General features: G+C 34.6%; 12 protein-coding genes. 11 read left to right on the top strand and 1 reads right to left on the bottom strand.

The window, feature by feature from the left end; all coding sequences use genetic code 11:
* The first annotated feature begins 408 nt into the window (after positions 1 to 408).
* Entirely contained in the window at positions 409 to 1,173 is a 765-nt protein-coding gene (gene map / locus MWU78_RS21920) for a type I methionyl aminopeptidase (RefSeq protein WP_247001897.1), read from the top strand.
* Between the two features lie 227 nt (positions 1,174 to 1,400).
* The gene (locus MWU78_RS21915) at positions 1,401 to 2,084 is read left to right on the top strand and encodes a hypothetical protein (RefSeq protein ID WP_247001894.1); all 684 of its coding nucleotides are present in this window, start codon (positions 1,401 to 1,403) and stop codon (positions 2,082 to 2,084) included.
* A gap of 137 nt (positions 2,085 to 2,221) precedes the next feature.
* On the opposite strand, the gene MWU78_RS21910 is transcribed toward MWU78_RS21915, so the two are convergent.
* Complete coding sequence (locus MWU78_RS21910; RefSeq protein WP_247001892.1) at positions 2,222 to 2,596, bottom strand: helix-turn-helix domain-containing protein; 375 nt, start codon at positions 2,594 to 2,596, stop codon at positions 2,222 to 2,224.
* Positions 2,597 to 2,709: 113 nt separating this feature from the next.
* Between MWU78_RS21910 and MWU78_RS21905 the strand changes: the two genes are divergently transcribed.
* The 9 genes from MWU78_RS21905 (at position 2,710) to MWU78_RS21865 (ending at position 12,119) form a co-directional block, all read left to right on the top strand.
* The gene (locus MWU78_RS21905) at positions 2,710 to 3,090 is read left to right on the top strand and encodes a DoxX family protein (protein ID WP_247001890.1); all 381 of its coding nucleotides are present in this window, start codon (positions 2,710 to 2,712) and stop codon (positions 3,088 to 3,090) included.
* Between the two features lie 1,063 nt (positions 3,091 to 4,153).
* Entirely contained in the window at positions 4,154 to 5,155 is a 1,002-nt protein-coding gene (locus MWU78_RS21900) for an alpha/beta hydrolase (RefSeq protein WP_247001888.1), read from the top strand.
* Between the two features lie 28 nt (positions 5,156 to 5,183).
* Positions 5,184 to 6,461 carry a sulfatase-like hydrolase/transferase gene (locus MWU78_RS21895; protein ID WP_247001886.1) on the top strand — a complete coding sequence of 426 codons (1,278 nt, stop codon included), beginning with the start codon at positions 5,184 to 5,186 and terminating at the stop codon, positions 6,459 to 6,461.
* A 187-nt stretch (positions 6,462 to 6,648) separates the two neighbouring features.
* Positions 6,649 to 7,083: a nuclear transport factor 2 family protein gene (locus MWU78_RS21890; protein ID WP_247001884.1), complete on the top strand. Its 435-nt coding sequence runs from the start codon at positions 6,649 to 6,651 to the stop codon at positions 7,081 to 7,083.
* A gap of 221 nt (positions 7,084 to 7,304) precedes the next feature.
* A complete protein-coding gene (locus tag MWU78_RS21885; protein ID WP_247001882.1) occupies positions 7,305 to 7,598 on the top strand; it encodes a copper resistance protein NlpE N-terminal domain-containing protein in 294 nt (97 codons plus the stop codon).
* Positions 7,599 to 7,961: 363 nt separating this feature from the next.
* On the top strand, positions 7,962 to 9,344 hold the full coding sequence (locus MWU78_RS21880; protein WP_247001880.1) for a sulfatase: 1,383 nt from the start codon (positions 7,962 to 7,964) through the stop codon (positions 9,342 to 9,344).
* Positions 9,345 to 9,730: 386 nt separating this feature from the next.
* Positions 9,731 to 10,681 (top strand): SDR family oxidoreductase, encoded by a 951-nt coding sequence (locus tag MWU78_RS21875; RefSeq protein WP_247001878.1) that lies wholly within the window; start codon positions 9,731 to 9,733, stop codon positions 10,679 to 10,681.
* Between the two features lie 9 nt (positions 10,682 to 10,690).
* The gene (locus MWU78_RS21870) at positions 10,691 to 11,602 is read left to right on the top strand and encodes a response regulator transcription factor (RefSeq protein WP_247001876.1); all 912 of its coding nucleotides are present in this window, start codon (positions 10,691 to 10,693) and stop codon (positions 11,600 to 11,602) included.
* 1 nt (position 11,603) lies between these two features.
* Positions 11,604 to 12,119: a hypothetical protein gene (locus MWU78_RS21865; protein ID WP_247001874.1), complete on the top strand. Its 516-nt coding sequence runs from the start codon at positions 11,604 to 11,606 to the stop codon at positions 12,117 to 12,119.
* The last annotated feature ends 509 nt before the right edge of the window (positions 12,120 to 12,628 follow it).

Raw genomic sequence — 12,628 nt, 5'->3', positions numbered from 1 at the left:
CCGGATACGGAATTACAGGCCCTATCAATGAGGGTGCTACTTTTTTTTCATAACTTTAAATTTTATGATTAAACCTATCCTAAAGGTAGTGAACGGCAGGGTAACACTTGCTTGAAGCTACCTTTAGGTTTAGTTCAACACAACCTAAACGTAATGCGGACTTTTGGGCTAAATCTAAAGGTCTGTATATATTTATAAAGTCGCTAAATCTTTGGGATTTTGCTTTTTAGGGAGCCAAAGAAAAAACAAAACCCGCCCGAACGCCCGCCTGAATAACAAAGTCGGGCAGGTACCCGTTGGTACGGGCGGGCAATAAGCTTTAGCTTCGTGCGCAGACGGAAACCAAAGGTTTCCTTACTTCCGCACTACGCTTAGCTAAACCATTGTAGCCAATTAAAACAAAACGAAATGTCGATAACAAAAGAATCTGAATTAATAGGAATGAAAAGAGTTAGTGAAGTTGTTGGAACTACACTAAAATCGATGAGAGAATATGCTAAAGTTGGAATGTCAACGAAAGAATTAGACGAATATGGTGGTGAAATTTTAAAAAGCTATGGGGCAAAATCAGCACCTTATGAAACTTATGATTTTCCAGGATTCACTTGCATAAGTGTAAATGAAGAAGCTGCTCACGGAATACCATCAGAGAAAAAAATATTAAAAGAAGGAGACTTAATTAATATTGATGTATCAGCTGAATTGAATGGTTTTTGGTCTGACAATGGAGGTTCTTTTGTTCTTGGAAAAGACATCCATAATCACCAACCTCTTGTAAATGCTTCTAAGAATATTTTGCGCAAAGCAATAAACAATATCAAAGGTGGAGTAAAGATTTCTGAAATTGGATATTTAATAGAAACAGAAGCTAAAAAATCAGGTTTTAAAGTAATTAAAAATTTGGCTGGTCACGGAGTTGGTAGAAGTTTACACGAAGAACCAGAAAACATTTTAAACTATAGAGTTAGAACAAATCGAGAAAAATTTAGAAAAAATACTACAGTTGCAATAGAAACTTTTATATCGACAAAATCTACTGTTGCTGTCGAATTAAATGATGGATGGACTTTAGTAGGTAATAAAGGTGGATATGTAACACAACACGAGCAAACAATATTAATTACGGATAAAAACCCAATTGTTCTTACTGAATCTAATGGAATGTGGAATTAAAACTGGCTATAACACGGTGTATAAAACATAGCTAATAAGTGCTAAACTGAAAGGTTTGTGCTTATTTACAAAGACCGCCAAATTTTTAATTTGGCTTTTGAAAAAAAATTAAAAACACAATATAAAAATTCGGCTCTGTGTTAACCCGAAAAGTTAGTGTCTTTTTACACGCTACGTTTCATACACAAGTGCGTTGTGCGTCATTTGACAATCAAAACTTTAAAGCAATGCTGATTGAAGATGCAAATAGAGATTACATCAATATAGGTAAGATTACTTGCTGGATTACCTTCTCGTTCGGACTTGTATATTTATTTATTACATTTATTGGTTTTCTATCTTTGAGCTCTTCTGAAGAGCCAATCGGAGACCCATACTTTACAATAATGGAATTGCTTGCCATCATAATTGCCCTATTAATGGCGATAAGCATGATTGCAGTTCATTATCATGCTTCGGCGAAATATAAATTACAAAGTCTTTTTGCTCTGTGTTCAATGTTTGTTATGGCAGGAATTACCTCAAGTGTTCATTTTGTAGTACTCACTATGAGTTATCAACTTGAAACTACAACAATGGACGATTTGACTTTACTCTTTTCATTTAAATGGCCATCTGTTGTATACACATTAGATATTCTCGCATGGGATTGGTTCTTTTCACTTTCATTTTTATTAGCTGCTCCAATATTCAATAATGGAAAAATGGAGAAAACGATAAGAGCCCTAATGTTAATTTCAGGAGTCTTAAGTCTTATTGGAATACTTGGAGTTCCTTTTAACGATATGCAAATTAGAAATATCGGAATTATTGGATATGCCGTAATTGCTCCTTTTGTGTTTTTATTAATAGGAATCAATTTCAGTCAAATCGATCGGAATAAAAAAACAAACGCACAACACCGTGTATAATTAATTGCTTGAAAGTGGGTAAAGTTTGTCTCGGAAATCCTAGCGGATTTCCTTACTGCAACGCTTTTTTGTTATCTTAGTCGCTTACGCAATTAACCATATACTAACCATTGGCAGTAATGTAATCCGTATTCACACTACACACGAACTGAATTATTTGTAAAGGATTTATCGCCAAAGATTTTCTTTCTGTGATGGATACCCCAATTATGCAATTCAAAAATGACTTTTTCGAGCGTTTTGGAATGCTCTGTAGGCATATATTCTGTTCTGACAGGAAAACCATTTAAAACAGTTCTTGTAATCAACTGATTTTCTTCCAAATCTTTCAATTCCTTTGACAAAACTTTGGTACTTAACTTTGGAATACTTCTCTCTATTTCCCTAAAGTGCTTATTTCCCTCCCATATTGAAATTAAGATTAAAAGCTTCCATTTTCCACCTATTACATCTAAAGTGTCCCTTACAGGCAACAAGGCGGACATACACTCTTTATGTTCCTTTTTTTTCATCTCTACTAATTTAATGATTACCTTGAAGTAACTGATTACCTATAGGTAGCTGATTACTATTGGTAATCAAAAATAGTTAATTTTGCTATATTATTAACAACAACAATTGAAAAATGAAAAACAAGTTTCTTACAGCTTTATGTATTCTATTCGGATTAATGATGGTTAATTCAGGATTTAACAAATTCTTCAACTATATGCCTATGCCCGAAATGTCTGAAGAAATGATGCAAATTATGGGTGGATTTATGACAATTAAATGGATTTTTCCGCTTGTAGCAATTATTGAAATCATTGGAGGTGCTTTAATAGCAATCCCAAAAACAAGAGCATTGGGAGCGCTAGTAATTCTTCCTGTTATGGTAGGAATATTTGTTCATCATTTAGTACATGACCTATCAGGAATTGGAATCGCATTAATACTATTCGCAATTAATATTTGGGCAATTATTGTCAACTGGAATAAATACGAACCAATCATAAAAGGCGAATAGAAAAGAATAAAAAAAGAATTCTATTCTATGAGTAGGAAGTAATTAAAACACTACCGCCAATCGAGTAGACGGCCGTGAGCAATAAGCTCACGGTGCGCCTCTCACACCGTACGTACGGGTCTCGCCCACCTGAATGGGACGGGCAGGTATACGGCGGTTCGCAATCCATCTTTTCAATCGCTCTTTACACCAATCGAAACTATTCTGTACTTTTTCAAAAGGCTACAGATTTTCTTGGGAATCGGTCACCCAATTAACGAAAATCAATGCTCCCAACGTAATTTCCAAAAGGACTGCGTTCAGTCCTTCCCCACTTGTGAGACCTGTACAGTTTTATGCAACTCATTTCCCGTGGGTACTATAACCTCTGCTGACTTTTCCATTATATCAACACGTAATTACGGAGACCTCCCCAGGTAATGGCATCTTCCCCGCCTGAATGGCACGGGCAGGTATCCCCCGATTCCTGCCGTATCTACATAAATGCACTTTTTGTATTCTGTTGGGTGTTACAATGATGTGCTTGCTTACCCATGCATATATGCCTCAGATACGGTTTCTGTTCGTCAGTACCGGGTTTTGTAGTCCTGCTTCCTTCACTCCCTATCTCACGATTGGCGAGCTTGCAGCTTACTAATGGTTCAAGGCGTTACCCCTGCCCATAAGGGACTTGCCCCCTATAGATTAATTAACTACATTTCTGTAGTTAAAAGATGCCCATGCTGGGCACACACATTGTATATAAGCCATAGCGGAGTTAATTCTTCACTAATGGCTTTTTTGTATATTTATAGTCTGTGTTAAACCGAAGAAAAAGCATATAAAAATCCGCTACGTTTCATACACAAGACCGTTGGCATTAATTAAAAAGAATCTGCCTCCATTCAATAACTTAATCAATGTCAATACTTCTAGATTAAGTAGAATACAAAATTGTAAAGCAGAACCTACTGATAGTCTTAGAGTTATGTCATTTGTAGCAAACGATGATAATAAAAGGGTTACGAATCCAGTTAATTGGTGTAGATATTGCAGTGAATTAGAAAATTAAATACATTTTAAAATGATAAGAAACATAATGTCTGGGATTTGTTTGTTGTTCAACCTCCAATTTGTAACAGCACAAACTGAAAAATTACAATGGCTAGATATTGAATTGTCCAATTACCAATATCCGTATGAAGTTTCGTTTTTGGAATTAAACATTCAAGAACAAAACCTAAAAATGGCGTATATGGACGTTAAGCCGGAAGCATATAACGGCAAAAACATTGTGCTTTTTCACGGAAAAAATTTTAATGGTGCTTATTGGGAAACAACCATTAAAGCCTTAACACAAGCAGGGTTTCGCGTAATCGTCCCAGACCAAATAGGCTTTGGAAAATCATCTAAACCTTTACATTTTCATTATACCTTTCAACAATTAGCACAAAATACAAAATCACTTTTAGACACATTGGGTATTGAAAAAACAGCCATATTAGGACATTCAATGGGCGGAATGCTAGCCACTCGATTTGCCTTAATGTATCCAGAAATGACAGAAAAGTTCATTCTGGAGAACCCAATTGGCTTGGAAGACTGGAAACTAAAAGTACCTTATAAACCTGTAGAATGGTGGTATAAAAATGAGCTTAAAAAAAGTTTCGAAGGGATAAAGAAATATCAATTGGTGAATTACTATGACAACAAATGGAAACCCGAATACGACCAATGGGTAAATTTATTGGCCGGTTGGACGTTAAATTCTGATTATAAAACCATAGCCTGGAATAATGCCCTAACGTATGATATGATTTTTACACAACCCGTTGTATATGAGTTCAAAAATATCACTGCCCCTACTTTGTTAATTATTGGAACAAGAGACAGAACCGCACTTGGTAAACCTCTCGTAAGTGAAGATATAAGAAAAACAATGGGTTTATATAACCAGTTAGGGAAAGAAACTCAAAAAAAAATACCTAATGCTAAATTAGTAGAGTTAGAAAATGTTGGGCATCTTCCACACATCGAGAAATTTGAAGCTTTTATTTCTCCCTTGATTAAGTTTTTACAAAATTAACTAGAGTTAAATGCTTCAAAATGAACTGATGAAATATATACTATTTATTGCAGCAGCAATTTCTTTGTTATCCTGCAAAAATAACCAGACTAAAAAAGAGATTCAAAATTCCCCAAATATATTGCTGATAATTGCAGATGATATGGGAAAAGATGCTTTAGCCGGCTTTACAGAAGGGAGTATAAAACCACACACTCCAAATATCGATGCTATTAGAAAAAATGGTTTAAATTTCACAAACTTTTGGACGTATCCAACGTGCTCACCTACCAGAGCATCAATGATTACTGGGAAATATGGATACAGAACCGATGTAAGGTGGGCAAATCAAAAATTAAGCGAAAGTGAAACCCTGTTACAAAAATATATCAACGACAACACCAACAATAGTTATGCAACCGCTGTAATTGGTAAATGGCATATATCTGGATATGATGCAACGATCAACCCAGAAACCTTTGGTATTGATTATTATGAAGGTATTTTTATTGGTTCCGTAAAAGATTATTACAACTGGCCGTTATCCAAAAATGGAAAACAATCCAGCAGCAGTGTGTACACCACCAAAAAGTTTACCGATTTGGCTTCTAATTGGATTCAAAAACAAGATAAACCTTGGTTTATGTGGCTAGCTTACAATGCACCACATACTCCCTTTCATATTCCACCAGTCAAAATGCATAAGCAAGGGGCTTTACCTCCTTACAAAGAAGGCGTAGACCCAACACCGTACTTTATGGCTTCAATTGAGGCAATGGACCATCAAATAGGACAACTGTTGAATTCATTATCAAAAGAAGAAAGTGAAAATACACTTATTATTTTTATGGGTGACAATGGCACCGAACCTGTTGTAACACAAGCCCCATACGCTTCAAATCAAGTGAAGAGAAGTCTTTATCAAGGTGGTATTAATATGCCACTATTTGTATCAGGAAAGGGAGTGGAAAGAAAAGGGATAGACAATAATTTAATTACGAGTACAGATATTTTTGCTACAATAGCCGAAATAGCAGGTGTTGAAATTGATGAAATAAATGACAGTAAAAGCTTTAAGTCACTTTTATCTGAAAAGAAATCAATCAGAAAGTATCAGTATTCTGAAATGAAGAATGAAAAAAATGACGCTTGGACAATTAGCAATGGTACATACAAATTATTAGTGTTTGCTAATGGAAAAGAGGAAATGTACAACTTAATTAATGATCCATACGAAAAAAACAACATTCTGAATTCCACTCTAAATACTATTGAAAGAAAGTCAAAAGAAGAATTAGAAATCGAATTGTTAAGGATAAGAAATTAAAAATAACTAATGTCAACATTGTGTATGAGCAATAGCGAGTTTAGTGCTAATTTAGAATATTAAACTATTAATCAAAGTTCAGTGCTCTCTGACAGTTTGGTGGTTTGAAATCTGCTACTTTTCATATACGAGACCGTTGTGTGCAATAAGCCAAAACGAATAAACAAACCCACCAAAAATGAATCATATGAAACAATTGTCAATTTTACTTCTGACCCAGATTCTACTATTTAGTTCTTGTCAAGAAGAAAAAACTAATAATCCTGATCAATTAAAGTCCGTTTTAATTGGATATTTTAACGGAATTGAAACAATGGATTTTAAAAAAATGCGAGATTTGACAACTGACGACTTTATTATATATGAAGATGGAGTAGTTTTTAACAATGATAGTATTTTCAAAATGATGAAGAGTTTTCCAAAATATACAGCTGAATATAAATTTGAAAATCTAAAAATTAACGTGGATAACAATTCCGGTAATATCAATTATTTTAATCACGCAAAATTTGTCTTTAATGACACAACTAAAGTCAAATTTGACTGGTTAGAAAGTGCTACTTTTAAAAAGATTGACGGAAAATGGAAAATGGACTTTTTACATTCAACAGTAAGAAAGTAAAAAAATACTGACACAACACCATGTATAATTCATTGCTAGTACTCACTTACTTACGAAAATCTTCCCATGCCCAAAAGCGTGGCGGGATGGATTTTCTACCAGCCTGCCGGCTGGCAGGTCCGGTTTGTATTTGCTAAATTAGTTGCTCCAACACCTGCCTGTGGTAGGTAGGCGCAACTAACGATAGCCAAGACCGTTGTATTGCATTTAAAAACAAGATCATGAAAGTAATGACTTCAATTTTGCTGCTAAAGTCCAGTTTTACTTTGGTCTCTGAAGCGGATATCTTGGTGGGCGAGTATTTTCTTAGCGCTGGAGATAAAGAAGAACACCTCATTGAATATACACTAACATTAAATCAAAATAAAACCTTTCATTTTCATTCGTATCGTAATCATAAAAAGGGGATTCCTAGGGAAGAAAATAAATACGGACAAGGAAATTGGAGCCTAGACGGAAAAATTGTTTCTTTTACTACAGATAAGAAAACAGATCTTGATGAAAAATTCACATAAGACTTCAGTAATTCCAGTGCCCGATTTATAGCTAAACCTTTACGCGATAAAACCTACCGATTAATTGAAACAAAACTCCAATTTTTTGAATCTGAAATCTCCTGGATAAAGAGACTAGGAATACCTAAAAAATAAAAAGGCAATACAACAACAGCTATAATTCATTTTGGCTACACTTACCTTCAATTATTTATTCTATTTTTAGAACAAAAACTAGGTTAAACGCTATCAACAGTAGCTTCGTCTTGCCCTCGTTAATTTCTTCCACTAACCGTGGAAGTCTGGCTGTTTGACTCGCTAAAAACTAAACAAAACCATAGCTAAACCGATAGCCAGCTGTTCAAAAGAAAATAAATCTTTACAATGAAAAAACATAAATTAAGCATAATTATTCTTCTATTCATTAGCTGCAAAATATTTGGACAGACAAAGCAACCTAATTTTCTTATTATCCTTGGAGATGACATTAATGCTAGGGATATTGGATGTTATGGAGCTGAAAACAAGAATACTACACCAAATATTGATAAATTAGCTAGTGAAGGTGTTTTATTTAAAAATATGTTCGTGTCAGAAGCTATATGTGCTCCAACAAGAGCTGAATTATTTACTGGTTTAACTCCTAATAATAATGGATGTAATGTAAATCATGCTGCTACAAAAGAAGGCACACTTAGTATTGTTCAACATTTAAATAAACTTGGTTATCGTGTTGGACTAACAGGAAAAATGCATTTTAGGCCCGAATCTGTTTATCCTTTTGAAATTATTGAAGGATTTACTAAAAATGCCAATTATAGTGGGACACCTCCTGAGGACTGGGATGGAGTGAGTGAGTTTATAAATCGTGATAAAAATCAACCTTTTTGTTTGATTATTTGTTCAGTACATGCCCATGCTCCTTGGAATGCAGGAGACAGTTCTTTATGGGATCCAAACACCATTGTACTTCCAAAACATTTGGTAGACACCAAAGAAACTCGTGAGTATTTTACAGAATACCTAGCTGAAATACAACTTTTTGATGAACAAGTAGGGAACCCCAGAAATCTTCTTAAAAAAAACAATCTGGATTCTAATACAGCACTTATAGTCCTAGATGAAAATGGTGCTGGTATGCCTGGTGGAAAATGGACTACTTATGATATTGGAGTTAGATCTGCTTGCATTATGAAATGGCCAAAACCTTATAACAATAAATTTGTGACTAATGCCATAACTCAGTACTGTGATATTTTACCAACACTAATTGAAGCAGCAGGTGGTGAAGTCCCTTCAAACCTAGATGGGAAAAGTTTATTACCACTACTAAAAGAAAATAATACAAAACACAGAGAATATGCCTATTTCTTATATAACAATACTAAGGAAGGTCCAGATTACAAAATGAGGGCGGTAACCGATGGAAAGTTTAAATTAATTTGGAATAAATCACAACACAATCTTTATGCCATTAGAGTTATAAACGGTTTTGATTTTGGTTATGTTGATAAAATGGAAGACCGTCATGTACGTAAAATGTATCTTTCGTGGCTTGCCAAAGCAGGATATGATGAAGACGCAAGCAAAATTGTTCAACATTATAGAAAACATCCTGATTTTGAACTGTATAATCTTAATGATGACCCTGAAGAAATGGTTAACCTTATAGATAAGCAAGAATTTAATGCTAAAGTAAACGAACTTAAAAATGCCCTTATGGCGCATATGAAGAAACAAGAAGACAGTTTTTATACAATTAATTAAAAAATCAAACAAAACCGACTCGCCAACACCGGCTATAGTTAATGCGGCTTGGGTACTAAATCCAAAGTTTTGTGAATATTTACCTAGTCGCTGAATCCTTTTTGATTTTTCTTTTTAACATAAAATAAAACTAAAGCCCCCGAACGCCCGCCTGAATAACAAAGTCGGGCAGGTAGCCGTTCGGTACGGGCGGCCAATAGGCTATAGCTTAGTGCTTGACCAAAAATATTGCCGATTTTCAACACCGTACAAAGCCTAGCCTAAACCATTGTGTGTAATTAAAACCAACCAAAAAGTATACGACATACGAAAATCTGTATAAGGAGTCCAGTCTACTTCCACCCGACCTTTGTCCTATTCTATTAAACATTAGAAAATAGGCAAAAATGAAAACAAATCAATTTGGAGAAAAAGGGTGGACACCCGATAGAATAAAAGATTTAAACGCTAAAACTTTTGTTATAACCGGGACCACCAGCGGTACTGGTTTTGAAGCGACCCGCATTCTACTATCTAAAGGTGCTAAAGTGGTGATTCTAAACCGTAACCCTACAAAAGCACAAACTACCATCGCAGCTTTAAAACAAGAACTTGGTAATAACATAGATGTAACTGCTATTAAAATGGATTTAGCAGAGCAAGCTTCTGTAAAAAAAGCCGCAAAAGAAGTTCTAGTATCTGTTTCACAAATAGATGCACTACTTTGTAATGCTGCAATTGCTCAAACTCCAAAACGTGGTTTAACAAAAGAAGAATGGGAAATGCAAATGGGGGTAAATTACTTCGGGCATTTTACCCTGCAAGGCTTATTGTTTCCACTGATTGAAAAATCAAAAGGGCGAATTGTAACGGTAGGAAGTTTGGGATATGATATGGGTATTAAAACCATCAAATTTGAAGATCTGAATTGGGATAAGGATTACACACCTAATAATGCTTACAGCCAAAGTAAGCTAGCACAGATTATGTCGATGTATGAACTACAGGACAGATTGAAAGAAGCTGGGAAAACAGATGTCAAAGCATATGCTTGTCATCCAGGTTCTTCAAGAACATCATTAATATCTACCAATGGAAGCTTTATAATGAAAATTATTTTTGGCATTATGAAATTAACGCCTTTAACTCAACCTGCCGAGAATGGAGCTTATCCTCAATTGATGTGTGCGACAGAATCGAATTTAAACCAAAGTGGTTTTTACGGGCCAACAGGAAGAAACAATTGGACCGGACCAGTTGGAGAACACAATTTAGAGCCACACGCCAAAGATAAAGAAGTTGCTAAAAGACTATGGGAACTTTCGGAAAAGGAAACAGGCGTAAAATGGAATATTTAAATTTGTAGTATGCAACATTTCAAAACATTATCCTCGTATTTAGATTATATAGGATTGCCTCGACCAGAGCATCCTATGTTGAGCGTGTTCAACTCAAAAGGCGATGGCTATTTGCCTTGTCCAAGAGAAAGTTCGCCACCCATTACCAATGATTGCTATTCCATTAGTTTTAAAAAATATGTAGAGGGAAATTTAAACTACGGACGAACAACATATGATTTCACCAATGGAGCTTTAATTTTTATTTCCCCAAGACAAGTCTTACAATGGGATAATAGTGTTGTTTTTGAGCAAAAAGGTTTTTCAATTAATTTCCACGAAGATTTGCTGAAAGGAACGGAATTAGCCCAACAAATAAAAAAATATGGTTTCTTTTCCTATTCAGTAAATGAAGCATTACATCTTTCGCCAAAAGAAGAAAAGCAAATAGAATTAATTGTAGAAAATATTGAAATCGAGTATCAAAACAACCAAGATGCCTTTAGCAAAGAAATAATCATTTCTCAATTGGACACCATGTTAAAATATGCTAATCGTTTCTATGAAAGGCAATTTTTAAATAGGAAAGAAATATCCAACAATTTGTTAGAGCAATTTAATCAGCATTTAACAGAATATTTTGAATCTGGACAATTGCAAGAAAAAGGCATTCCCAGTATAGAACAAATCGCCTATAAAATGTCGGTTTCGAAACGTTACTTAAGTGACACACTTAAAAAAGAAACTGGTAAAACGACAACCGAACATTTACAATTGCATTTAATAGATGAAGCAAAAAATATTTTATTACAACCCAATAAAAGTATTTCAGAAGTGGCTTACGAATTAGGGTTTGAATACCCACCCTATTTTTCGAGATTATTTAAAAAGAAAGCAGGTATTAGTCCAACCGAGTTCAGAGAAAAATATAAATTAAACTAAAATGGAACTATTAAAATTAGCCACAGAATGGGCAAAAGCCGAAGTCTTCTCAACACGTTTCTTCATTTTCTTTGCAATTTTATTTTTAATCGCAAGTATTGGATTTTGGCAGTTGGGAAAAACGGATTTAGCAAAGGCCTATATCATTCCGACTTTGGTAGCTGGTTTGTTACTTATGACCATAGGACTTGGTTTATTTTACACTAATAAATCAAGGATTACCCAATTTGAAAAAGCATTTAACACTGATGCATCTGCCTTTTTTCAGTCAGAAATTGAACGTTCAGAAACCACCTTAAAGGAATACACAGTTGTATTCAAAGTAATACCTATTCTAATTATCATAGTAGCATTACTAATTCTATTCATTAATACACCAACTTGGAGAGCAATTAGCATTACAACAATTGCTATGCTGATAATTATCTTATTAGTTGACGGAACTGCACATTCGAGAATTGAAGCCTACCATAAAGAATTGAAATTAGGGGATATTAAAAATGAAATCAAAAAATAATTAAACACAACAATGTGTCCTATGAAAAGCATTTGCGTTTTGAGTGCTAAGTCAAACCGGCTTTCAGTAAATAAAAGTATAATGGAATCCGAAAAGCAGTCGCTTAAAATCCGCTACTGCTCATGCACAAAACGTTGAGTGTCACACTACAACAACTACATTTTATACAAAAGGATAATGTTTAAAAGTAAAGGTAAAGGGATGAGGAATAAGATTAAACCTTTGGTGTTGATTATTTGTATAACTACAACTATATCAGATAAAGAATATCACGTATCCAAAATAGGCAACGATTCAAATAGTGGTACCATACAAAGTCCCTTTTTTTGATTATAACCGTGCAATTGATTTTACTTTCCCTGGTGATACTGTAGGCTTCCCCTTTTTAGGACACCTCTAAATTCGATAAATAATTGTTGTTTAGGTCAGATTTGATGAAGAATTTAAATTCTTCATCAAATCTGGGCATATATTCTTTGGGCGATTTATTGCCCAGGGACTTATGTGGG

It is taken from the genome of Arenibacter sp. F26102 (assembly GCF_023015865.1).
GTDB lineage: Bacteria > Bacteroidota > Bacteroidia > Flavobacteriales > Flavobacteriaceae > Arenibacter.
This window is presented reverse-complemented; position numbering and strand designations above follow the sequence as displayed.

What these genes read in the sequence shown, in the direction of transcription:
- MWU78_RS21895 (WP_247001886.1), top strand. Translation starts at nt 5,184, where the DNA reads ATGAAATATATACTATTTATTGCAGCAGCAATTTCTTTGTTATCCTGC.
- MWU78_RS21915 (WP_247001894.1), top strand. Translation starts at nt 1,401, where the DNA reads ATGCTGATTGAAGATGCAAATAGAGATTACATCAATATAGGTAAGATT.
- MWU78_RS21880 (WP_247001880.1), top strand. Translation starts at nt 7,962, where the DNA reads ATGAAAAAACATAAATTAAGCATAATTATTCTTCTATTCATTAGCTGC.
- MWU78_RS21905 (WP_247001890.1), top strand. Translation starts at nt 2,710, where the DNA reads ATGAAAAACAAGTTTCTTACAGCTTTATGTATTCTATTCGGATTAATG.
- MWU78_RS21910 (WP_247001892.1), bottom strand. Translation starts at nt 2,596, where the DNA reads ATGAAAAAAAAGGAACATAAAGAGTGTATGTCCGCCTTGTTGCCTGTA.
- MWU78_RS21865 (WP_247001874.1), top strand. Translation starts at nt 11,604, where the DNA reads ATGGAACTATTAAAATTAGCCACAGAATGGGCAAAAGCCGAAGTCTTC.
- MWU78_RS21900 (WP_247001888.1), top strand. Translation starts at nt 4,154, where the DNA reads ATGATAAGAAACATAATGTCTGGGATTTGTTTGTTGTTCAACCTCCAA.
- MWU78_RS21870 (WP_247001876.1), top strand. Translation starts at nt 10,691, where the DNA reads ATGCAACATTTCAAAACATTATCCTCGTATTTAGATTATATAGGATTG.
- map (WP_247001897.1), top strand. Translation starts at nt 409, where the DNA reads ATGTCGATAACAAAAGAATCTGAATTAATAGGAATGAAAAGAGTTAGT.
- MWU78_RS21890 (WP_247001884.1), top strand. Translation starts at nt 6,649, where the DNA reads ATGAAACAATTGTCAATTTTACTTCTGACCCAGATTCTACTATTTAGT.
- MWU78_RS21885 (WP_247001882.1), top strand. Translation starts at nt 7,305, where the DNA reads ATGAAAGTAATGACTTCAATTTTGCTGCTAAAGTCCAGTTTTACTTTG.
- MWU78_RS21875 (WP_247001878.1), top strand. Translation starts at nt 9,731, where the DNA reads ATGAAAACAAATCAATTTGGAGAAAAAGGGTGGACACCCGATAGAATA.